This is a genomic window from Amycolatopsis sp. NPDC057786 (genome assembly GCF_042797905.1).
Taxonomy (GTDB): Bacteria; Actinomycetota; Actinomycetes; order Mycobacteriales; family Pseudonocardiaceae; genus Amycolatopsis.
In genome coordinates, this window is record NZ_JBHVKW010000031.1 from 49,979 (window position 1) to 71,834 (window position 21,856).

General features: G+C 70.9%; 24 protein-coding genes. 16 read left to right on the plus strand and 8 right to left on the minus strand.

Annotation, left to right across the window (positions count from 1 at the left end; genetic code table 11):
• Positions 1-3 precede the first annotated feature (3 nt).
• Positions 4-2,316, minus strand: a complete 2,313-nt coding sequence (locus tag ACFVM3_RS18385; protein ID WP_378440048.1) for a LuxR C-terminal-related transcriptional regulator — start codon at positions 2,314-2,316, stop codon at positions 4-6.
• A 238-nt stretch (positions 2,317-2,554) separates the two neighbouring features.
• Here ACFVM3_RS18385 and ACFVM3_RS18390 point away from each other — a divergent pair, with 238 nt between their 5' ends.
• The 4 genes from ACFVM3_RS18390 (at position 2,555) to ACFVM3_RS18405 (ending at position 5,946) form a co-directional block, all read left to right on the plus strand.
• Positions 2,555-3,739, plus strand: coding sequence for a sensor histidine kinase (locus ACFVM3_RS18390; RefSeq protein WP_378440050.1), 1,185 nt, complete (start codon positions 2,555-2,557; stop codon positions 3,737-3,739).
• The gene (locus tag ACFVM3_RS18395; protein WP_378440052.1) at positions 3,740-4,411 is read left to right on the plus strand and encodes a response regulator; all 672 of its coding nucleotides are present in this window, start codon (positions 3,740-3,742) and stop codon (positions 4,409-4,411) included. It begins immediately after the preceding gene.
• Between the two features lie 86 nt (positions 4,412-4,497).
• Positions 4,498-5,073 (plus strand): dihydrofolate reductase family protein, encoded by a 576-nt coding sequence (locus tag ACFVM3_RS18400; RefSeq protein ID WP_378440054.1) that lies wholly within the window; start codon positions 4,498-4,500, stop codon positions 5,071-5,073.
• A 39-nt stretch (positions 5,074-5,112) separates the two neighbouring features.
• Positions 5,113-5,946: an ABC transporter ATP-binding protein gene (locus tag ACFVM3_RS18405; RefSeq protein ID WP_378440055.1), complete on the plus strand. Its 834-nt coding sequence runs from the start codon at positions 5,113-5,115 to the stop codon at positions 5,944-5,946.
• A gap of 31 nt (positions 5,947-5,977) precedes the next feature.
• Here the strand turns inward: ACFVM3_RS18405 and ACFVM3_RS18410 are convergent, their stop codons facing one another.
• On the minus strand, positions 5,978-6,391 hold the full coding sequence (locus tag ACFVM3_RS18410; RefSeq protein ID WP_378440057.1) for an ATP-binding protein: 414 nt from the start codon (positions 6,389-6,391) through the stop codon (positions 5,978-5,980).
• A gap of 154 nt (positions 6,392-6,545) precedes the next feature.
• Here ACFVM3_RS18410 and ACFVM3_RS18415 point away from each other — a divergent pair, with 154 nt between their 5' ends.
• Positions 6,546-6,896 (plus strand): STAS domain-containing protein, encoded by a 351-nt coding sequence (locus ACFVM3_RS18415; protein WP_378440059.1) that lies wholly within the window; start codon positions 6,546-6,548, stop codon positions 6,894-6,896.
• Between the two features lie 12 nt (positions 6,897-6,908).
• Here the strand turns inward: ACFVM3_RS18415 and ACFVM3_RS18420 are convergent, their stop codons facing one another.
• From ACFVM3_RS18420 to ACFVM3_RS18430, 3 genes are all read right to left on the minus strand, one after another.
• Entirely contained in the window at positions 6,909-7,349 is a 441-nt protein-coding gene (locus tag ACFVM3_RS18420; protein ID WP_378440061.1) for an STAS domain-containing protein, read from the minus strand.
• Between the two features lie 261 nt (positions 7,350-7,610).
• On the minus strand, positions 7,611-7,823 hold the full coding sequence (locus ACFVM3_RS18425) for a hypothetical protein (RefSeq protein WP_378440063.1): 213 nt from the start codon (positions 7,821-7,823) through the stop codon (positions 7,611-7,613).
• 67 nt (positions 7,824-7,890) lie between these two features.
• A complete protein-coding gene (locus tag ACFVM3_RS18430) occupies positions 7,891-8,877 on the minus strand; it encodes a LysR family transcriptional regulator (protein ID WP_378440065.1) in 987 nt (328 codons plus the stop codon).
• Positions 8,878-8,967: 90 nt separating this feature from the next.
• Between ACFVM3_RS18430 and ACFVM3_RS18435 the strand changes: the two genes are divergently transcribed.
• The 7 genes from ACFVM3_RS18435 to ACFVM3_RS18465 all read left to right on the plus strand — a co-directional run bounded on the left by ACFVM3_RS18435 (position 8,968) and on the right by ACFVM3_RS18465 (position 15,915).
• A complete protein-coding gene (locus tag ACFVM3_RS18435; RefSeq protein WP_378440067.1) occupies positions 8,968-10,383 on the plus strand; it encodes an aminopeptidase P family protein in 1,416 nt (471 codons plus the stop codon).
• Between the two features lie 108 nt (positions 10,384-10,491).
• Positions 10,492-11,091: a helix-turn-helix domain-containing protein gene (locus tag ACFVM3_RS18440; RefSeq protein WP_378440069.1), complete on the plus strand. Its 600-nt coding sequence runs from the start codon at positions 10,492-10,494 to the stop codon at positions 11,089-11,091.
• Between the two features lie 78 nt (positions 11,092-11,169).
• Positions 11,170-12,342, plus strand: a complete 1,173-nt coding sequence (locus tag ACFVM3_RS18445; RefSeq protein WP_378440071.1) for an NAD(P)/FAD-dependent oxidoreductase — start codon at positions 11,170-11,172, stop codon at positions 12,340-12,342.
• Positions 12,339-12,647, plus strand: coding sequence for a (2Fe-2S)-binding protein (locus ACFVM3_RS18450; RefSeq protein WP_378440073.1), 309 nt, complete (start codon positions 12,339-12,341; stop codon positions 12,645-12,647). The genes ACFVM3_RS18445 and ACFVM3_RS18450 overlap by 4 nt, the downstream gene beginning before the upstream one ends.
• Positions 12,644-14,005, plus strand: coding sequence for an NAD(P)/FAD-dependent oxidoreductase (locus ACFVM3_RS18455; protein WP_378440075.1), 1,362 nt, complete (start codon positions 12,644-12,646; stop codon positions 14,003-14,005). Before ACFVM3_RS18450 ends, ACFVM3_RS18455 begins: the two co-directional genes overlap by 4 nt.
• A complete protein-coding gene (locus ACFVM3_RS18460; protein WP_378440077.1) occupies positions 14,002-14,913 on the plus strand; it encodes a dihydrodipicolinate synthase family protein in 912 nt (303 codons plus the stop codon). Before ACFVM3_RS18455 ends, ACFVM3_RS18460 begins: the two co-directional genes overlap by 4 nt.
• Complete coding sequence (locus tag ACFVM3_RS18465) at positions 14,914-15,915, plus strand: proline racemase family protein (protein WP_378440078.1); 1,002 nt, start codon at positions 14,914-14,916, stop codon at positions 15,913-15,915. It abuts the gene before it with no gap.
• Positions 15,916-15,948: 33 nt separating this feature from the next.
• Here the strand turns inward: ACFVM3_RS18465 and ACFVM3_RS18470 are convergent, their stop codons facing one another.
• From ACFVM3_RS18470 to ACFVM3_RS18480, 3 genes are read right to left on the minus strand one after another with little or no spacing between them, the layout of a single operon-like run.
• Complete coding sequence (locus tag ACFVM3_RS18470) at positions 15,949-17,163, minus strand: amidohydrolase family protein (protein ID WP_378440080.1); 1,215 nt, start codon at positions 17,161-17,163, stop codon at positions 15,949-15,951.
• A complete protein-coding gene (locus ACFVM3_RS18475; RefSeq protein WP_378440082.1) occupies positions 17,160-17,600 on the minus strand; it encodes a GAF domain-containing protein in 441 nt (146 codons plus the stop codon). Before ACFVM3_RS18475 ends, ACFVM3_RS18470 begins: the two co-directional genes overlap by 4 nt.
• Complete coding sequence (locus tag ACFVM3_RS18480; RefSeq protein ID WP_378440084.1) at positions 17,597-18,988, minus strand: MFS transporter; 1,392 nt, start codon at positions 18,986-18,988, stop codon at positions 17,597-17,599. Before ACFVM3_RS18480 ends, ACFVM3_RS18475 begins: the two co-directional genes overlap by 4 nt.
• Before the next feature lie 144 nt (positions 18,989-19,132).
• Here ACFVM3_RS18480 and ACFVM3_RS18485 point away from each other — a divergent pair, with 144 nt between their 5' ends.
• From ACFVM3_RS18485 to ACFVM3_RS18500, 4 genes are all read left to right on the plus strand, one after another.
• Positions 19,133-20,059: a MurR/RpiR family transcriptional regulator gene (locus tag ACFVM3_RS18485; protein WP_378440086.1), complete on the plus strand. Its 927-nt coding sequence runs from the start codon at positions 19,133-19,135 to the stop codon at positions 20,057-20,059.
• Positions 20,056-20,304, plus strand: coding sequence for a hypothetical protein (locus tag ACFVM3_RS18490; protein ID WP_378440088.1), 249 nt, complete (start codon positions 20,056-20,058; stop codon positions 20,302-20,304). The genes ACFVM3_RS18485 and ACFVM3_RS18490 overlap by 4 nt, the downstream gene beginning before the upstream one ends.
• Positions 20,305-20,399: 95 nt before the next feature.
• A complete protein-coding gene (locus ACFVM3_RS18495) occupies positions 20,400-20,705 on the plus strand; it encodes a hypothetical protein (protein ID WP_340682232.1) in 306 nt (101 codons plus the stop codon).
• Complete coding sequence (locus ACFVM3_RS18500; RefSeq protein WP_378440090.1) at positions 20,698-21,801, plus strand: VanZ family protein; 1,104 nt, start codon at positions 20,698-20,700, stop codon at positions 21,799-21,801. The genes ACFVM3_RS18495 and ACFVM3_RS18500 overlap by 8 nt, the downstream gene beginning before the upstream one ends.
• The last annotated feature ends 55 nt before the right edge of the window (positions 21,802-21,856 follow it).

Consider the following 21,856-nt stretch of genomic DNA (forward strand, 5'->3'; position numbering starts at 1 on the left):
CCGTCAGGCGGATTCCGCGGACCGGGTCACCCACGTGGCGACCTGGACGCGGTTGGAGTAGCCGAGTTTGGTGAGGATGTGGTCGATATGGGTGTCCACCGTCCGCCGGGCGATGCCGAGCCGGTCGGCGATCTCCTGGTTCGTCAGCCCTTCGGCGACCACGTGCGCGATCTCGGTCTCGCGTTTGGTCAGCACCCGCGCGGTCTCCTTCCGCGGTTCGGGTGACCGTTCTTCGAGGGCGTACGCGATGGCGTCGGCGATGGGCATCGCGGCGCCGTCGGAGAACTCCTTGACCGCGACCTCCCAGCCCAGCGCCGCCGTCACGACCTCGGTGTCGGCGAGCAGCGGTTCGGTGAACGCCTCGTACCGCGTCGGCCACGCGCCCACCGTGCGCCAGACGTTCATCGAGGCACCCTGCAGGATCGCGGCCCGGTTGGGCCGTCCGGTGCGGGCGGCGCAGCCCGCCAGCACGGTGAGCGTGAACCCGACGACGACGCGGTCGTCCACCCTGGCGTGCAGGCGCAGGACCTGCTCGCAGCAGCGGCTCGCCACCGCGAGATCCCCTTGGAGGTACTCGGCGGCGGCACGCGACCACAGCGCCCAGCCCCGCCAGAAGACCTCGCCTTGCCGCTCACACCGTTCGACGGCTTCCGCGAGTACCGCCCGGCCGCGGTCGATGTCGCCGTTCAGCCAGATGGCCAGCCCGTGGTTGTAGCTCGCCCAGAGGTCCGCGCCTTCGTCGCCGTGGGCGCGGAAGAGGTCGATGGCCGTGCCGAACAGGCGTGACGCCTCGGCCATGTCGTTGCCGATCAGCGCCGCGTAGGCGCGGACGTGGAGCACGTACGCGGCGGCGAGTTCGTCGCCGCCTGCCCCGGCTTCGGTGGCCGCCCTCTCCAGCATGCACCGGTGAGCGGGCAGGTCTCCTTGCACCAGGGCGAGAAAACTGGACAGCCACAGCACGTGCGCCCGCCCGGGAACGCCCGGCGGCGCCGCCTCGTCGAGACGGCGGACCCACATCCGCCCCTCGGTGTTCAGCCCGCGGACGATCCAGAACTCCTTGACGTCGCGTAGCATCCGCAGCCCGATGATCGCGTCGGCGGGATCGCCGGTGCAGTAGTCGAGGGCGACACGAAGGTTGGCGTGTTCGCGCCGCAGCCGTCCGATCCAGGCGAGCTGATCCGTCTCCAGCCATTCGGTGGCGTACCGGCCGGCGAGTTCGGCGAACCAGTCCCGGTGCCGTTTCCGGAACTCCGCCGTCGCGCCGGTCTCGCTGAGCCTGTCGACGCCGTACTCGCGTACCGATTCCAGCATGCGGTACCGCACGCCGCCGGGGTACTCCTCGCGCAGCAGGATGGACTTGTCCAGCAGCCCGTCGACGACTTCGAGGACCCGTTCGCGCGGCAGTTCGCCACCGGAACAGACCTGTTCGGCCGCGTCGAGGTCGAAGCTGCCGGAGAACACCGACGCGCGCGCCCACAGCAGCCGTTCCGGCCCGGTGCAGAGGTCGTGGCTCCAGTCGATCAGGGCCCGCATGGTCTCGTGCCGTTCCGGCCGCCCCCGCCGGTCCTTCGTGAGCACGGAGAACTGCCGGTCGAGGCGGTCGGCCAGTTGGCTCAGGGACAACGCCCGCGCGCGGACGGCCGCCAGCTCGATGGCCAGCGGCAGCCCGTCCAGTCTGCGGCACAGCCGGATCAGCGGTTCGGTGTCCTCTTCGGTGAGCCGGAACGACGGCGCGACCGCGGTCGCGCGGTCCACGAACAGTCGCACGGATTCGTCGTTCGTCAAGCGCTCGAGGGAGTCGCCCTGTTCCGGGATCGCCAGCGGCGGCACCGGGAGGACACGTTCGCCCGCCACCCCGAGCGACTGCCTGCTCGTGGCCAGCACGGTCACCTGAGGACAGGCCCGGACGACGGTGTCGGCGAACCAGGCGCAGCTGTCGACCAGATGCTCGCAGTTGTCCAGCACCAGCAGCAACCGGCTGGCCTGAAGCGCCTCGACGACCACCTCGATGGCCGGCTTCGCCGAGCGGTCGCCGAAGCCGAGGACGTTCGCCACGGTCGGCACGAGCAACGCCGGTTCCCGCAGTTCGGCCAGCGACACGAACGCGACCTCGTCGGCGGTGGCCTCGCGGTGGGCAGCGGCGATCCGCCACGCCAGTCTCGTCTTGCCGACGCCGCCCGGCCCGGTCAGCGTGACCAGCGAGGACACGTTCAGGAGGCGCCGCGCTTCACCGGTCTCGGCGTCGCGGCCCACGTAGCTGGTCACTTCGGTGGGATCGGCAGACCATCCCGCGAGTGAGCCAACTCCGTCCGCCATGCATTCTCCCGCCATCGACAAGACCCCGTGACTTCCGTCCGATGTAGACGGAAATCGCCCGGCTGCGGATACTAGCGGACCGGCGTCCGCCGGCGGGACGCTTGCTTCCCGCGATCATGGGCAGCAGGATCCGGGCGCACATCGGCAGTGCGTCGCACTTCGCGTCCGACCAAAGTCGAGCCCCGGATCGTCCTGTGTCCGGCTGCGCCGCCGCGAGCGGGTCGACCATGATGGGCCGGTGATCACCGACGCCGGCGCCCGGCCGCCCCTTCGTGCGTGGGGAGAGGTCTGGCGCCTGCTCGCCGCCACCGGACTGGGCGCGCTGCTCTGGCTCGTCACGGCGTCGCAACTGCCGGTGGGCGCGGCGGGGCCGAGGGTCGACTGGCTGATCACCGGTGATCCGCTGATCGCGCTCGTCTGCCTGGTCGCCCTCCTGTGGCGCCGTCGCTTCCCGGTCGTGATCACGGTCGCGATCACGCTCGCCACGATGGCTTCGGTACTGGCGGCGGGCGCGGCGTTACTGGCCCTCTGTTCGCTGGCCACCCGGCGGCGACCGGCCGAAACGGCGGTCGTGGCGGTGTTGTCGGTGGTCACGGCGGTGCTGACGGCCGGCCTCTATCCGCAGCGCGAGGCGCCGGGACCGTTGTGGCTGGTGATCAGCCTTCCCACCTTGCTGGTGGGCATCGTGGTGGCCGTTGGCGCCGCGATCGGGGCTCGCCGGGAGGAGGTGCGCTCCCTGCGCGAGCGGGTCGAAAGCGCGGAACGGGAGCAGGCCGCGCGGGCGGCCGAGGCACGGATCATGGAGCGGCACCGGATCGCCCGCGAGATGCACGACGTCCTCGCGCACCGGGTCTCGCTGGTCGCGATGCAGGCCGGGGTGCTGGGGCACCGTCCTGATCTGCCCGCCGACCAGATCGCGGAACTGGCCCGCGGGATCGCCGACGGCTCCCATCAGGCGCTGGAGGAGCTGCGGGACGTCCTGGGCGTGCTCCGGGCGGGCCCGGAGGAGCTGGAACCACCGCAGCCTTCGCTCGCCGACCTGCCGGAGCTGGTCGCGGACGCGCGGGCGCTGGGACTGGACGTCTCGTTGACGACCACGATCCCGGGCGAGCCGCCCGACGCGATCACGAGGACCGTCTACCGGGTCGTCCAGGAGGGCCTGACCAACGCGGGCAAACACGCGCCGGGGGCGAAAGTGGCCGTCACCGTCGAGGGGGAAGCGGGGGAGGGCGTGCGGGCGACGATCCGGGATTCCGGTGCGGCTCGGGCGGTCGCGGGCCCGCCCACCTCGGGTTTCGGGCTGCTCGGGCTCTCCGAGCGGGTCGGACTGGCAGGTGGCGTGCTGGACCACCACGCGGAACCGGACGGCGGGTTCGTCCTCGCCGCGCGGTTGCCGTGGCCGGTCCGCGAAGGGAGCGAGTGAATGGGCGGCGAGCGGGTGCGGGTCGTGCTCGTCGACGACGAGCATCTGGTGCGGATGGCGCTGCGGCTCATCGTCGACGGCGAACCCGACCTCGTCGTGGTCGGCGAGGCCGCCGACGGCGACGCGGCGGTGACCGTGGTGGGGGAGCAGCGGCCCGACGTCGTCCTGATGGACGTCCGGATGCCGGGACGCGACGGCATCAGCGCGACCGAGGAGATCCTCCGGCTCCCGGAACCGCCCCGGATCCTGGTGCTCACGACGTTCGACTCCGACGAGATGGTGCTGGGCGCGCTGCGCGTCGGCGCGCTCGGATTCCTCCTCAAGGACACGCCGCCGCCCCGGATCCTCGCCGCGATCCGGACGGTCGCGACCGGCGAACCCGCGCTCTCGCCCGCCGCGACGTCCCGGCTGATCGCCGCGGCCACCGGGCCGCACTCGTCCGACGCGCGCCGGGCGTCCCGGGACACCGCCCGCGGGCTCCTGGCCGGCCTGACCGACCGCGAACGCGAGACCGCGAACGCCATCGCCGAGGGCCTGTCCAACACCGATGTCGCGCGGAGACTGCACATCACCGTTGCGACGGTGAAGGCGCACACGAGCAGCATGCTCGCGAAACTCGGTGTCGAGAACCGGGTGCAGATCGCCTTGCTCGTGCGCGACGCGGAAGGCTGAAACTTTTTTCCGGCGCGGTGTCGAATCCGTCGTTCCCCGGTCGACGTAGTGTCGAAAGCAGTTCAAAACGACCAAGGAGAAACCAGATGCGCACCCTGATCGCCACCGCGTTCGTCTCGCTCGACGGCGTCGTCGAAGGGCCCGGCGGGGAGCCGGGCTACCGCAACTCCGGCTGGACCTTCGACGGTATCGAGTTCGACGAAGCGGCCTTCGAGCTCAAGGGGCGTGAGCAGGGCGAGGCCACCGCGATGATGATGGGCCGGGTCAGCTACGAGGTGTTTTCGCCGGTGTGGCCCGGCATGACCGAGGACTTCGCCGCGTACAACGCGATGCCGAAGTACGTCGTCTCGACCACGCTGCGGGACGAGGACCTCGTCGACAACTGGGGCGAGATCACGATCCTGCGTTCCCTCGACGACGTCGCGAAGCTCAAAGAGACCGAGGGCGGGCCGATCATCATCCACGGCAGCGCGGAGCTGAACCGGAACCTCGCCGACGCCGGTCTGGTCGACCGCTACCACCTGCTGCTGTTCCCGGTCCTGCTCGGCGCGGGCAAGAAGCTGTTCGGCGACACCGACAAGGACAAGCAGAACCTCAAGCTCGTCGAGAGCGAGGCCTACGGCAACGGCGTCCAGAAGCTGGTCTACGACGTCATCCGATGATCGGACCCCCGACGGGGCCCTGGCGCGCGCCCTGCGATCATGAACCGCGTGAACAAGCCGGTCTTCGTGCAGCCGAATCTCGACGGACCCGCGGTGGAGCTGTCCGGGGTCGAGGTCCACGTCGGTCGCGTGCCGCTGGTGTCGGACGTCGACTGGCGGGTGGACTACGGCCAGCGCTGGGTCGTCCTCGGCCGTAACGGGGCCGGGAAGTCGACCATCCTTTCGGTGGCCTCGACCCAGCGGTTCCCCAGCGCGGGGACGGCCGTCGTCCTCGGCCATCGCATGGGCGCGGTCGACCTGCGTGACGTGCGGACGCATATCGGCTTCGTCGGGGCGAACCAGCGGCTGCCGGACGCGGAGAATCACGACGCGCACACCGTGGTGCTCACCGGGTTCAGCGGAAGCGTGCTGCCGCTGTGGGACCGCTACGACGACGCGATCCGGGACAGGGCGTCGAAACTGCTCGAACTGGTCGGCTGCGCCGAACTGCGCGACCGGCCGGTGCGCGTCTGCTCGCAGGGCGAACGTGCCAGGGTCCGCCTCGCCAGGGCGCTCATGGCCGACCCGCTGCTGCTCCTGCTGGACGAGCCGTTCGCCGGTCTCGACCTGCCAGGCCGCGAGGATCTCCTGATGGCGCTGGAGAACCTGACGCTGGCCCAGCCGGAGCTCGCGACGGTCACCGTGACACATCACCTGGAGGAGATCCCGGCGACGGCCACGCACGCGCTGATGGTGCGCCGCGGCAAGGTCACCGGCGCGGGGCCGATCGACGAGGTCCTCACCGGCGAAGGGCTCTCCGCCTGTTACGAACGGGACGTCGAAGTCCACCGCATCAACGGGCGCTGGGCCGCGCACGCGGTGCGACGTTCGTGAAGACGCTCGTCACCGCCGGCTGACGCCCCGGTCAGGCGGTGGGGCAAGGCCAGGCGAGCCGGACGATGGTCCCGGTCGGCGTGCTCGTCACCGTCGCCTCCGGTGCGAAGGCGCGGATGATCGGCAGGCCGCGTCCGCCGTCCGGGCGGCGTCCGTCGCGCCAGCGGCCCTCATCGGCGACGACGACCGTGAGGTGACCGCCGCCGTGGGCGGCGGTCACCCTCATGACGTTGTCGTCGGTGCCGTCGGGGTAAGCGTGCTTGACGACGTTCGTCATCGCTTCGTAGGCGGTGAGCTTGAGGTCCTCGGCCAGCTCCCGGGGAAGACCCCGTTCGAGGGCCCATTTCACCAGGACCTCCCGTAGCGCGGCAGCCTGGGCGGCGACGGCGGCGACCTCGAGGACCAGCTCGTCGGTGCCGTCGCGCACCGGCTCGTCGATCGGCATCACGAAGCTTCTCCTCGTCGTCCGCCGCGGTCCACGACCGCCGGATCCATCGACAAGGCTAAGGCACCGCCGCGGATCGGGACACGCGCGCCGCGCGAGCGGGCGCCGTCTTCCGATATGTTCGGGACAGTCGGGTACCGATCACGAGGGGTGGATGACGGTGACGAGCGGAGACGGCGAAAACCGGGAGGTCCCGTTCTCGGTGACCCTCGCCAGGCCCGATGGCGCCGAGGTCGTCATCGCGGTGGCGGGGGAGATCGATCTGACGACCTCCGAAGACCTCAAGGAGACGTTCGAGAACGCGCTGGAGCCCGCGCCGGGCAGGCTCGTCGTCGATCTCGAAGGCGTGGAGTTCTGCGATTCCACCGGTTTGGCGACCCTGGTCAGGATCAACGACCGGTGCAGTACCCAGGGGGTCGACCTGAGTTTCCTGCCGTCGCCCACGATCCGGCGGCTGGCCTCGAAGACGGGACTTTCCACGCTCCTGCCGCTCGCCGGATCCTGAGCGGCGGGCCGCTCAGCGGTTGGGCACTTCGAGGAGTGCGTGGTCGAGGTGCCGGTATACGGGGATCTGGCTGTCGACGCCGAACAGGTGCAGCAGGCGCAGTACCGGCCGGGCGTCCGTGACCACCCCGGTCGCGCGGCGTTCGGAGCGGGCGCGGGCCGCGGCGGATTCGATGACCCGTAACCCGGCGACGCCGAGGAAGCCGACCTCGCTGAGGTCGAGCACCGTCGCGGCCGGAAGGCTGCCCCGGAGCGCGCGCTCCAGCCGTCCCGCGGTGGCGAGATCGATCTCCCCGGCCGCGGCGACGACGAGCAGGTCTTCGTTCCACCGGATCCGCTTCACCCGCAACAGGTTCTCGGCCGATGGACGCGGCGGCGGGACGGTGGGCCGGGCAAGGGCGCGGAACGCGGGACCGTCGCGGCTGCTCCGCGTGAAAGGAATACGTTCGGTCATGGTGCTGTCTCCCGGAAAGCCGGGACGAGACGACAACGGGTAAGCCTGCACAACGGCTGCGCAAGTCAACTCGCCGCCGCGTCGCCCTGTGACAAGGTGCTGGGCCGCGGACATGCGGGTCGTTCGCGCGGGCTGGTGGACTCAACCTCACGTACTTCTCACGGTACGCCGTTCACCGCGCCTGGCAAGGCCGTCAGCGGTGAACGGTGGGATACATGACGGTGTATGGTCACCCGCGAAGTGGAGCCCTTCACCCGGCCGTCAGGGGCGGTGCGAGTCGATTTCCCTTGTGTCGCCCCGTTCTCGTTTCGAGGACTTCCAGGCGGCGAGAAGACACAGAAGTGCCGCCGCGAAGCCGGCCGCGGTGAGTGTCCCGGCCCAGACGGCGCCGGTGCTGGCGAGAAGGTAGAGCTGGACCACGGCGGTGCACGCGTAGACGACCGCCAGACCCAGCCACAGGCGTTGCGGCATCATCCTCCGTTTCCGTTCACTCGGTACGGGGTCAATCGCGACGAGGCGGGATCGGGTTACAGACCCGCGCTCAGGAGTCGGTCACCCGGAAGAAGTCCACCAGCCCGTCCCACGACCGGGAACTCCGCCGCCGCTCCCACCAGGTCCGGAACGGGGCCGACGCCATCGCGTGCCGCGTGTACGACGTCATCACCGCGCGGTACACGTTCTCCACCTGATCCCACGTCAGCCGTTCCTTGCGCCACGCCAGCACGAGCCGCATCCGCATGGGGTCGCCCTTCAGCGGCCGGACGACCATGCCGGGCAGTTCGGGCGCGGTGGGTTCGACGAGCTGCACCGCCTGCCCGGCGGCGATCAGGTGCCGTCCGCCGCCGTTGGGGCATTCGAACCGGATCCGGGGCGTGAACCCGGCCCGATGCGCCGCCGCGCGCAGGGACGTCAGCGAGCCGTCCTCGGGGCCGGGCGGTCCGATCCACGCTTCGTCGGCGAGCTCGGCGAGGTCGACTTCGAACCCGCCGGCGAGCCGGTGCCGGGCGGGGAGACCGATGAACACGGGCACCCACGAGAACAGCACCCGGTGCCCGAGGTGTTTCGCCAGCGGCACTTCCTGGTCGTCGGACATGGCGATGACGGCGATGTCGAGTGTCGCGCGGGCGAGGGCCCGCGCCAGTACCGCGCTGGAGGGTTCGACGTGGACGGTCACGTCCAGCCCCGGCAGCGCGTCGTCCAGCCGTTCGACGAAGGTGGGCAGACAGTCCATTTGGGACGATCCGAGCCGGACCGGGCCGTCGCCGAGCGCGCCGAGGAGGTCGCTTTCGAACCGGTCGAACTCCACGAGCAGGGTCAGCGCCCGGCGCAACGTCTGCTCGCCGACCGGGGTCGGGGTCACGCCGGTGTGGCTGCGGACGAACAGGGGCGCGCCGATCTGCCGTTCGAGCCGCTGGAGCAGCGAGGTCAGCGACGGCTGGGACATGCCCAGCGCGGCGGCCGCCTGGGAGAGGCTGCCCGCTTCGGCGATGGCGCAGATCGCCCGCAGGTGCCGGATCTCCAGGGCCATAGGCGGAGTCTATCGCCGCCGGTCATTACGGCCCGGCCGTTCGCGATGCGAAGGTGCGGCCAGAACCTTGACTACCTGAAAGGGGAGCCGATGAGCGGCGACCGAACCCGGCCGGATCTGCGCGCGCTGCTGGCCGCCAAGGGATTCCGGACCTGGATCAGCGACGGCTGGGAGCCCGCCGACGACCTCGTCGAGGTGCCGCCGGGCACCGCCGAGGCGGCCGCCGCCCATCGCGGCAGGCTGTCGGCGGAACTGCCCGGTCAGCGGATCGCGCTCGCGGCGGGCCGTGCCGTGGTGCGGTCCAACGACACCTTTCACGGTTTCCGCGCGGACAGCGACTTCGTGTGGCTCACCGGGTGTCAGCGTGAGGGCGCGATCCTCGTGATGACCCCGGCGGGCGACAGCCACCACGCCACGCTGTACGTCCCGCGGCCCGCCGAGGCGCACGAGCCCGACTTCGTGGGCGACGCCGACACCAGCCCGCTGTGGGTCGGCTCCGCCGCCGGACCGGCCGCGTACGAGCGCGCGCTCGGGATCGAATGCCGTCCGCTGGAGGACCTCCCGCACGGCTTGCGGGGACGGAATCCGAGCGTCCTGGTCGGCGCCGGGGTCGACCTCGCGCTCGATGCGTACGGCTTCGGCCACAGCGAACGGCTCCGGGCCGTCCTCGCGGAGCTTCGCCGGATCAAGGACGACTGGGAGATCGGCCAGTTGCGTGCCGCCGTCGACGCCACCGCCCTCGGGTTCGCCGATGTGCTGGCCGCGCTTCCCGAGGCGGTCGGCGGTGGTGGGGAACGCTGGCTCCAGGGCACCTTCGACCGCCGTGCCCGCACCGAGGGGACCGGACCCGGCTATACCTCGATCGTGGCGGCCGGGCCGCACGCGCCGATCCTGCACTGGACGCGCTGCGACGGGCGGGTGACCGAGGACAGCCTCTTGCTGCTGGACGCCGGCGTCGAGGTGGATTCCTTGTACACGGCCGACATCACCCGCACCTTCCCGGTCGGCGGAGAGTTCACCGTGGCACAGCGCGACGTCTACGACCTGGTGCACAAGGCGCACGTCGCGGCGCTGGGCGAGGTCCGTCCCGGCCAGGACTACGGCGCGTTCCAGGCGACGGCGCTGCGCGTGCTCGCGGAGGGGCTGCACGACTGGGGCCTGCTTCCGGTGTCGGTGGACGAAGCGCTGTCGCCGGACGGGCAGCAGCATCGCCGGTACATCGTCTGCGGTACCGGCCATTTTCTCGGGCTGGACGTCCACGACTGCGCCGCCGCCCATCCGTCCGCGTACCGCGAGGGCACGCTCGCCGAGGGGATGGCGCTGGCGGTGGAGCCCGGCCTGTACTTCCACGCCGGCGACCGCACCGTGCCGCCGGAGCTGCGCGGCCTCGGCGTCCGGATCGAGGATGACGTCGTGGTCACCGGATCGGGGTACGACCTGCTCTCCGGAGACTTCCCCTCCACCGCCGACGAGATCACCGCCTGGGTCCAGGCGGCCAGGAGCTGAAAGACGCCCTCCCCGCCGCGGGCGTGTCATGATGTCCGCGAACTCGATCGGCAAAGCGAACGATACGCTGGGCCGATCGTACGGTTTGTCGAACGGCAGGGAGAAGCGGTGCAGGACGAGACGCCCTCGATCCGGGACATGCTGGCGGTCAATCTGCGCGCGGCCAGGGCGGCGAGGGACCTCTCGCTGTCGGAGCTTTCGCGGCGGTCGGGCATCGGCAAGGCGACGCTGTCGCAACTGGAGTCCGGCGGCGGCAATCCGACCATCGAGACCGTGTTCAGCCTGTCCAGGGTGCTGGAAGTGGCGATCTCCGACCTGCTCGACCAGCGGGCGGGCGGTGCGCTCACGGTGGTGCGCGGGGCCGACGTCGAGGTGCTCAGCGGTGAGGGAGTGGATCTCCGGCCACTGCGGCGGATCGAGACCGGCGACGGCGTCTTCGAGGTGTACGACCAAGTGGTGCGCGGCGACGCGCCACAGCGTTCGCAAGGGCACGTCGGAATCGAGCACACCATCGTGCAGTCGGGGTCGCTGCGGGTCGAGGTGGCTGGCCGGACCGTCGAGGTCGGACCGGGGGATTACGTCGCCTTCGACGCCCGCGAACCGCATTGCTACACCGCGCCGGAGGGGCCGGTGCATTCGGTCCTCCTGTTGCAGTACCGAGCCGACGAACGGCTGGACGGCAGGCCGCATCCAGTGCTGAAGGGCTGACCGCGCCGGAGGTATTGACACCCCTCCGGCGTGGAACTTACGCTCCGAGCGTTCGCTTTACCGAACGCAGGAGGGTCGATGAACCGAACGCGCGTGGTCGTTCTCGGCGCGGGGATCGTCGGCGCCGCGTGCGCTCGTGAGCTGAGCCGTGCGGGCTTCGACGTCGTGGTCGTGGATCGCGGCCGTCCCGCCGGGGGAACCACGTCGCACGGTGAGGGCAATATCCTCGTCTCCGACAAGGGGCCCGGCGCGGAACTCCAACTCGCGAAGCTTTCGACCGCGTTGTGGCCCCAGGTGGTCGCCGAGATCGCCGACGAGGACGCGCGTGCCGCTTCGGCGATCGAATACGACCCCAAGGGCGGCATCGTCGTCGCCACCACCGACGAGGGTGCGCGCGCTCTCACCGCGTTCGCCGCGTCGCAGACCGGTGTTCGCGCGGAACCGTTGTCCCCCAAGGAACTCGCCGATGCGGAACCCGCGCTGACCCGCGAGGTGACCGCGGCGTTCCACTATCCGGAGGACGCGCAAGTCCAGCCCGCGGGAGCGGCGCTGGCCCTGCTGGGGTCCGCGCTGCGCCACGGCGCGCGGCTGCGCCCGGACACCGGGGTCGTCGGCGCGACCGTCCACAACGGACGGATCACCGGTGTCCGCGTGCCCGGTGAGGTGATCGAGGCCGACGTCGTCGTGAACGCCGCGGGCCCATGGGCCGGTCAGGTGTCGGCGCGGCTCGGGGCCGCGATCGCGGTCCGCCCCCGCCGGGGCGAGGTGCTGGTGACCACTCCGATGCCCGGTGTCGTCCGGCACAAGGTCTACGACGCCGATTACGTCGGCGCGGTCGGTGCCGATTCGGGCGAGTTGCGGACCTCCGCCGTCGTCGAGTCGACCTGGGGAGGCACCGTCCTGATCGGCTCCTCACGCCGACGGGTGGATTTCGACGACGCGATCCGCCCGGACGTGCTGAGCGCCATCGCGGCCAAGGCGCTGCGCCTGTTCCCGGCGCTCGCCGACGCCGCGATCATGCGGGCGTACGGCGGCTTCCGGCCCTACGTGGACGACCATCTCCCGGTGCTCGGCGAGGATCCGCGGCTGGGGAACCTCTGGCACGCGACCGGGCACGAGGGCGCCGGCATCGGGCTGAGCGTTGGCACCGCGCGGTTGCTGCGCGAACTGCTCACGGGGACGGAGCCCGCGATGCCCGTCGAAGAGTTCACTGTGGACCGTCCGGCCGTACTGGCGGAGGTGGCCGCATGAGCGGACGACTGCTGCCGCGCGATCGCGATCCGGTCGGCCGCACCGACCGGCCGATCCGGATCACCGTCGACGGCGAGCCCCTGGCCGGGATCGCCGGGCAGAGCGTGGCGGGAATCCTGCTCGCGGCGGGCCGGACCTCCTGGCGCACCACACGGTCCGGCGCGCCGCGCGGGGTGTTCTGCGGTATCGGCGCGTGCTTCGACTGCCTGCTCACGGTGAACGACGTGCCCGACGTCCGCGCCTGCCGCCGCCCGGCAGCCGACGGGGACGAAATCCGCACCCAGTCCCGTGAGGAGAGGTCGTGAACGTGGTGATCGTCGGCGCGGGGCCCGCCGGGCTCGCGGCGGCCGAACACGCGCTGCGGGCCGGTGCCCGGGTCACGGTGCTGGACCAGGCGGACACCCCCGGCGGCCAGTACCACCGGATGCTCCCCGAGGCGTACGCGGCGCGGTACCCCGAGCGGGTCCAGCACGGCCGGGCGGAGTTCGGCCGGCGGCGCCGGGTGCTCGCGCATCCGCGGTGCCGGTGGTGGCCCGGCTCCACCGTCTGGGCGTTCGACCGCGCGGAGAAGACGGTGCACGTCCTGCGTGGGCAGACCGACGGAAGTGGACGGCGGCGGCTGGCCCTCGTCCCGGACGCCCTGATCCTGGCGACCGGCGCGCACGATCGCACCCTGCCGTTCCCCGGCTGGGAACTGCCCGGCGTGTACACCGCGGGCGCGGCGCAGGCGCTGGCGAAGGGGGAGCGGGTCGCGATCGGTGGGCGGGTCCTCGTCGCCGGGGCCGGGCCGTTCCTGCTGCCGGTCGCGGAATCGTTGCTGGGCGTCGGGGCGGAGGTGGTCGCGGTGCTGGAGGCGAACCCGTTCTCGACCGTCCGAAAAGGATGGTCGTCCCGTCCGTGGCGCTTGGCCGCTCACGCCGGGAAGGCCGGTGAACTGGTGCGCTATGCCGCGACCCTGGCCCGGCATCGGGTCCCGTACCGGCTGGGGCAGGCCGTGATCGAGGCACGCGGGGCGGACCGCGTCCGCGAGGTCGTGACCGCGCGGGTTCGCGCGGACTGGTCGACCGTTCCTGGTACCGAGCGGACCTACGAGGTCGACGCGGTCTGCGTCGGCCACGGTTTCGTCCCGCAGCCGGAGCTGGCCGTCGCCGCGGGCTGTGTGTTGGACGGCGGTTTCGTACGGGTCGACGCCGCGCAACGGACCACAGTGGACGGTGTCTTCGCCGCGGGAGAGATCACCGGGATCGGCGGCGCCGTCACCGCCGCGGCCGAGGGAGCGGTGGCAGGCTGCGTCGCCGCCGGTGGGGAGCCGTCGCCGGAGCTGATCCGCGCCCGCGATCGCGCCCTCACCTTCGCCGAACGTCTCGCCACGGCCCACCCGATCGGTGCGGCCTGGCGAAGCTGGCTGCGCGAAGACACGATCGTCTGCCGCTGTGAGGAAACGACGTACGGCGAACTGACGCGCGCGGCCGAGGACACGGTCCGTCCCGGTCCGCACGCACTGAAACTCGGCACCCGGGCCGGCCTCGGCCCGTGCCAGGGCCGTATCTGCGGTCCGACCGTGTCCGAACTCTGCGGAGGCACCGAACGGCACCACCGCCCGATCGTCCAGCCGATCCGGCTGGGGGAACTCGCCGCCCGAACCGAAGGAGAACCCGAATGAGCACCCCCGACCTCGGTGGCGTCGTCGTCGCGACCGCCCTCCCGTACCGGGCGGACGCGTCGGCCCCCGCCGGGCTGGCCGTGGACTACGACGCCTACGCCGAGCATTGCCGATGGCTGGTCGACAACGGCTGCCGGGGCGTCGGCCCGAACGGCTCGCTCGGCGAATACTCGTCGCTGACCGACGAGGAACGCCGTCGCGTCGCCCGGACCGCGATCGAAACCGTCGGTGAGGACGGGATCGTCGTCGTCGGTGTGCACGGCCCCGGATCGCACCAGGCCAGGTACTGGGCCGAGGTCGCCGCCGAGGACGGCGCCGACGGCCTGCTGTGCCTGCCGCCCACGATGTACCGCGCGAACCGCGGCGAGGTGCTCGCGCATTTCGAAGCCGTGGCGTCGGTCGGGCTGCCGGTGATGGTCTACAACAACCCCATCGACACCAAGGTCGACCTCACGCCCGCACTGCTCGCCGAGATCGCGCGGATCGACAACGTGGTCGCGGTCAAGGAGTTCTCCGGCGACGTCCGGCGGGTGCTGGAGATCCGCGAGCGGGCACCGGGCCTGGACGTGATCAGCGGCGCGGACGACGTCGTGCTGGAAAGCCTGCTGATGGGCGCGACCGGCTGGTTCGCCGGATTCCCCAACGTGTTCCCCGCCGAGTCGGTGCGCCTGTTCGACTTGGCGCGGTCCGGCAAGATCGAGGAGGCCAGGGCGCTGTACGAACCGCTGGTGGCCGCGTTCCGCTGGGACTCGCGCACCGAGTTCGTCCAGGCGATCAAACTCGGGATGGATCTCGTCGGCCGCTACGGCGGGCCGTGCCGTCCGCCGCGCGGGCCGCTGACCGAGGAACACCGTGAGCAGGTCACCGCCGACATGCGCCGCGCGCTCGCTTCGCTGGGGGTGGAATAGGTGCGGTCGATCCGGTCCATCACCGCCGTCGACTCGCATACCGAGGGCATGCCGACCCGGGTGGTGACCGGCGGGATCGGCGTCATCCCCGGCGACACGATGGCCGAACGCCGCCGGTACTTCATGGAGCACCTTGACCACCTGCGGCAGTTCCTGATGAACGAGCCGCGCGGCCATTCGGCGATGAGCGGCGCGATCCTGCAGCCGCCCGCCAGGCCGGACGCCGACTGGGGCGTGGTGTACATCGAGGTGTCCGGCTGCCTGCCGATGTGCGGGCACGGCACGATCGGCGTGGCGACCGTGCTGGTGGAGACCGGAATGGTCGAGGTGACCGAACCGAAGACCGTCGTGCGACTGGACACCCCCGCCGGGCTCGTGCACGCGGAGGTCGAGGTCCGGGACGGCCGCGCGGTCCGCGTCAAGCTCCGCAACGTCGCGTCCTTCCTCGCCGAGCGGGACGCCGTCGTCGACGTGCCCGGCCTCGGCGAGGTGCGGTACGACCTGGCCTACGGTGGAAATTTCTACGCCATCCTCGAACTGTCCCAAGTGGACATCCCGTTCGACCGGGCGGAGAAGGACCGGATCCTGGCCGCGGGGCTGGACATCATGGCGGCGATCAACGACCGGCGTCCGCCGAAACATCCCGCCGATCCGCTGATCGGCGGCTGCAAGCACGTCCAGTTCCTCGCGCCGGGGTCGGACGCCCGCGCGTCGCGGAACGCCATGGCGATCCATCCGGGCTGGTTCGACCGGTCGCCTTGCGGCACAGGCACTTCCGCGCGCATGGCCCAGCTCCACGCTCGAGGTGAGCTCCCGCTGCACACGCCGTTCGAGAACAGCTCGTTCATCGGCACGACCTTCACCGGCGAACTCGTCGCCGAGACCACCGTCGGCGGCGTTCCCGCCGTGGTGCCGGAGTTCTCCGGACGTGCCTGGATCACCGGCAACGCCACCTACCTGCTGGACCCGGACGACCCGTTCCCCGCGGGCTTCGTCCTGTGACGGACTCGGCGACCCCAAGGCGCCGGTACCGGGTCAGGCGGACACGACGGTCCCGCCCTGCACGATGTGCCGGAACTTCTCCGGCTCGGCGAGGACACCGATGTCCTCCAGCGGATCCCGGTCGACGATCACCAGGTCCGCGTGCGCGCCCGGCGCCAGCGTGCCGATCTCGCCGGTCAGGTTCAGCAGATCCGCCGCCGTCGACGTCGCGGAGCGGACCACCTCCAGCGCGGACTGGACCTCGCCGCGCAGCCGGAACTCGTGGTTCTGGTGCCGGTGCATCCCGCCGAGCAGATCGCTGCCGTAAACGAGTTTCACCCCGCCCTTGGCCGCCTTCTCGAGGGCTGCCATGCCCGCGCCGAGCACCTCGTCGACCTTGCGCCAGCTGGATTCCGGCAGCCCGTGCTCGCGCCCTTCCTCCTTCAGCGCCCAGTACGTGACCAGGGTGGGCACGAGGTACGCGTCGTGCCGGAGGAACAGTTCGACACTGCGGTCGTCGATCAGGTTGCCGTGTTCGATCGACCGCACGCCCAGTTCCAGCGCGCGGTTCACGGCGCGGGCGGTGTAGGCGTGCGCGGCGACGTAACGGTTGGCCGCCTCCGCCTCCTCGACGATGGCGCGCAGTTCTTCGGCGGAGTACTGCGTGGAGTCGATCCGGTCGGTGGGGGAGGCGACGCCGCCGGAGGCCATCACCTTGATGTGGTGCGCTCCCTTGCGCAGTTCGTCGCGCGCCGCGGCGCGGACCGCGTCGACCCCGTCGGCGACCCGGCCGAGACCGGCGCAGCACGGGTGGTCGTCGCTGGCGTTGGCGCCGCGCGTCCGGCTGTCGCCGTGCCCGCCGGTCTGGCTCAGCGCGCGTCCGCAGAACAGCAGCCGCGGACCGCGGAACAGGCCCTCGGCCTGCGCGTCGGCGAGGCCGTAGTCGGCGCCGGAAGCGTCGCGGACCGTCGTGAAGCCGCGGTCCAGCATGCGGCTCATGGTGCGGGCACTGTGCGCGGCCACGTAGGACGGCGACGACGCGGGCAACGACCCCAGATCCGCGGTCGACGCGGTGACGTGCACGTGGGCGTCGATCAGTCCGGGCAGCACGAACGCGCCGCGCAGGTCCTCGGTCCGCGTGTCGGACGCGGTGAGCCCGTCGCCGATCTCTACGATCCGGCCGTCGGCGCACCGAAGGTCGCCCTCGGTGTATTCGCCCTTGACCGGGTCGAGCAGACGGGCGTTGCGCAGCAGCAGCGATCCGTTCATCGGGTCTCCTCCAGGAGTTCGCGCAGGGCCGGGATCGCCAACGGTGCCAGTGAACGGGCCGCCGTGACCGAATCGTCGTCGTAGCTGCCTTCGGCGTCGAGGAGGTTGAGGACGCCGAGCGTGCGGCCGTCGTCCACCACCGGCACGTTGATGACCGCGCCGCAGCCCAGCCGGTCGATGAGTTCGTGGTCGGCGAAGATCTCCCGCACGGCCGCGCTGTCCGGCCCGAAGTAGGGCTCCTGCCCGGTGATGCACCGCTCCAGCCATCCCGCGGCCACCTCGACGGTCTTCTCGCCGCCCACCGGGTACTCGACGGGGTGGCTGCTGTGCACCCGTCGCAGAGCCCGCCGTTCGGGCACCCAGGCCAGTACGGTGAACAGCCGTACGCCGATCGTGGCTCGGGTCTTGTCCTCCACAGTGGACAGCGACACGGTCACTTGGTCATCTCCTTCGCGGTTTTCACGGGCGCGCCGTGTTCGGTCAGTTCTTCGAGTGAGCGGCCGGCGGTGGACAGGCCGAAGACGACCACGACCACCACCCCGGCCACCAGGACGGCGGTGGTCATGCCGAAGACGCCGGCGAAGCCGAGGCTCGCCGCGGACAGGCCGATGATCGTCGGGGCGAGGATGCTGCCGACCCGGCCGAACGCGCTGGACAGCCCGGTCCCGCTGGCGCGGATCCAGGTCGGGAACACCTCGGGGGTGTAGGAGTACACGCCGGCGTAGGTGCCGTTGAGGAAGAACGACAGCACCGCCCCGGCGAGGGTGATCGACCACGGCGCGTCCATCTGGCTCAGCCAGAACGCGCTCACCGCGGAGCCCGCGAGGTACAACGCGATGGTGTGCTTGCGGTCGAGCCGTTCCGACAGCCAGGCGGCGGAGAAGTACCCGGGGATCTGCGCCAGGTAGATGATGATCGAGAACTCGAAGCTCTTGGTCACCGTGATGCCGCGCTCGACGAGCAGCGTCGGGATCCAGGAGAAGAAGCCGTAGTAGGAGAACGTGATCACGAACCACACGGTCCAGATCACCGCGGTGCGGCGCGCCATCGCCGGGCTCCACAGGAACTTCAGCGCGCTGAGGAGATTGACCTTGGGGGTCTCCGTCGCGGGCTGGGCGTCGGCCGCCGCGACTGCGGGAAGTGCTTGCCCCGTCGCCTTTTCGACGTCCCGCTCCAGTTTCGCGACGATCTTCTCCGCCTCGGTGTGCCGTCCGTTCGCGACCAGGAACCTCGGTGATTCCGGCAGCGAGCGGCGCCACCACAGCAGCATGACGATCGGCAGCGCGGTGATCAGCTGTGCGACCCGCCAGCCCTCCGGCACCGTCGGGACGACGAACCGCCCGATCAGCGCGGCCATGACGAACCCGAACGAGAAGAATCCGGCCAGCGCGCCGACGAACCAGCCGCGCCGCTTGGCGGGGACGAACTCCGACAGGAACGGCGCGATGATCGCGCTTTCGGCACCGGCGCCCGCCCCGGCCAGCACCCTGGCGCCCAGGAAGACCTCGTAGTTGGGGGAGAATGCGGCTACCACCGAGAACACCGCGTAGAAGGCCAGTGCGTACATCATGACCTTCTTGCGGCCGATGCGATCGCCCAGCAGCCCGGCGGCGATCGCGCCGAAGAGGAAGCCGAACGGCGTCGCCGAACCGATCAGCCCGAGCTGGCCGTTGTCGAGGCCCCAGGCTGCTTTCGCGCTCGGAAGGAGGAAGGCGACGACGGCGGAGTCCATCCCGTCGAAGGTGTAGCCGAGCCCGCCGATGAGCAGGAGTTTGTAATGGGGACGGCTCAGCGGGAGCCGGTCCAGTCGTGCCAGAAGCGTCATGGGGAACGCCTTCCGTGGTTCGGTCGACTAGGAGAGACGAGAGTGCGGACAACGTATACTGCGTTTCGGCAAAACTGCAATGGTTGTTGCAAGTGGTCCGCCGGGCACGATGCGTTACCGTGACGCCGTCGAGGGAGGGTGCGCGTGACAGGGACGGGAACCGACGACGGTTTCGAGGCGTGGCTTCGGGACCGCGCACCGGAGCGCGGCCTGCGGCCGAAGGCGGCCGCCGTGCTCGAAGTGCTGGTCTCGCAACCGCGCCGGGCGTCGTTCGGCTCGACGGCCGAGCTCGCCCAGCTCGCCGGGGTCAACGTCGCCACGGTCACCCGGACGGCGCAGGCGCTGGGCTTCGCCGGATGGCCGGCGCTGCAACAGGAGTTGCGGGCGCGGTACATGTCGTCGCTGAGCGCGCCGCAGGTGGCCGAGGAACACCGGGACGTCGACTCGCCCGGTTCGGCGTCTTTGCGCCGCGACCTCGACAGCCTCGCTCTGCTCAACCGGCGCGTCGCCGAGGACGAGATCCGCAACGTCGCGGAGGCCGTCGCCGGGGCGCGCCGCACGGTCGTGATCGCGGACGGCAGCTACGCCGCGGTCGGGATCGCGTTCGCGCACAACGCCCGGCTCGCCGGGTACGACGTCCACGCGATCACGGCGGGCGACGCCGAACTGGCCAACGCCACGGCGAAACTGACGTCCGAAGACGTGCTCATCGCGATCAGTTTCTGGCGGTTGTACGAAAGCACGGTGCTCGCCGCGAACGAGGCCAAGGCCAGGGGGGCGCGTGCCTTCGCCATCACCGACGCGGCCAGTCCCGCGCTGGCGGCGGCGGTCGAACAGGTGTTGATGGTGCCCGCCGAGGGCGTGACCTTCTTCCCGTCGCTGACCGCGGGGATGAGCCTGGTGCAGGCGATCGTCGCGCAACTCGCCGCCGTCGATCCCGTCCGCACCGGCGAGTCCATCGAGGCGGCCGAGGCCATGTGGTCGCGGTTCGACCTGCTGCACCGCCGCCCGGGATCGGCCGATCGGGCAGTGCCGAAAAGGCCGACCGGTCGAGGTGTCTCCGCCGGATGACCGATCCGCCGCCCCTGTCCGGGAGGCGATCCTGGTTCCAGGCCGCCGGAACAGGCGGCACGGAGACCGAGGAGGCCGAAATGACGATCATCGCGACTCTGGGCGCATACGCCGGGCTCGCCCTTCTGGCACTGATGGCGGCGACCCCGCTGCTGGTCGAACTCGATCAGCGCTTCCCGGTCACCCGCCGGGCGCAAGCGGCCGAACGGGAACGCCGGATGCCCGCCGGACTCGCTTCGGCGTGACGCAGAGCACAGATTCGCGCGAGGCCTACCTCACGTGAGTGATTCGGGCTGCGCCAATTCGTAACTTTGCGTCGCGCTATGGAACGCTCTGTGACGTGACCGTGGATTTCTGCACCAACGCCCAGCCCTCCGACACCTTCGCGGAGTTCCGGAGGAACGTCGACGAACTGACCCAGGCGTTCATCGACGCCTGCCGTCAGGGACGTACGCCGGGCGACGCTTCTCTCGACCTGCTGCAGCGGGTCCATCGCGAAGACCGCAACTGGGTCGTCGTCCATCTGACCTTCGCCATCGCCGCGCTCGCGCATCAGCGCACCCTCGCCCCCGCCGACTCCGTCACCCGGCCAGGTGGCGTGACGGGTGCGCCGGAGCGCGCGTTGTTAGCGTCCGCGAGTGACTGATCCGACCATCTCCGCGGTCATCGCGATCTTCGCGGGGTTCGTGCTCGCGGGCCTCCTGGCCGTCCCGTACATCGCCGCGAGTTACCGGCGCCGCGGGGAGCTCGGGCTCTGGCGGGTCCTGCTGGTGTTCGGATTCCTGGTCTATGCCATGTCCCTGTGGACCTACACCTTGCTCCCCATCCCGGAGACGACGGCGGCGTGGTGCGCCGAGCACGCCTCCAGCCATCTGCAACTGCGCCCGTTCCAGTTCGTCGACGACATCCGCCGCGAACAGACCGGAGCGGGCCCGCGCGCGTTCCTGCGCAATCCCGCCGTCCAGCAGGCGGTGTTCAACATCGCCTTGTTCGTGCCGTTGGGGATGTTCGTGCGGTACCTCTTCCGGCGCGGTTTCGCGGCCACCGTCGCGATCGGCTTCGCGGTCTCGCTGTTCATCGAGTGCACGCAGCTGACCGGGGTCTGGTTCCTGTTCGAGTGCCCGTACCGGCTGGCCGACGTCGACGACCTGCTGACCAACACCCTCGGTGCCGCCGTCGGTTTCGGCCTCGCCCCGCTGTTGCGGCTGCTGCCGGGCAACGAGCCGTCCGCGCCGCCGGGAACGCCGCGGCCGGTCACCGCGCGCCGCCGCCTGCTCGGGATGGCCGTCGACGTCGTGTCGGTCGTCCTGCTCGGTACCACCGTCGGCATCGTGACGACCCTGCTCGCCGGCGAACCGAACACCGTGGTGACCGCGCTGATCGGCACTTTCCTGCCGGCTCTGCTCCTGCTGTTCGTCGTTCCCGTCGTGGGCAACGGCGCCAGCTTCGGCCAGCGAGTCGTGCTGCTGCGCCCCGCCGGGCCGGACGGCGGGAAACCCGCCCTGTGGCGGATGATCGTGCGGTTCCTGGCCGGTTCCGGTGGCTATTTCACGCTGCTGACCTTGGCGTCGGTGGTCAACGGCGGGTTCGAGCCGTTGGCGAACCTGTTGTTCTTCGCCAGCGGCATCCTCGCCTTCCGGCCGGAAGGTCACCAGGGCCTCTCCGGGTTGATCGCCGGCCTGCGGATGGCCGACGTGCGCGAACTCGACGACTCTGCCGAACCGACCCACGTGGACGCTTAGATTCCCCGGCTCGATTCCGTGAAGGCCTCCTTGAGGGACCCAGAGTCCCTCAAGG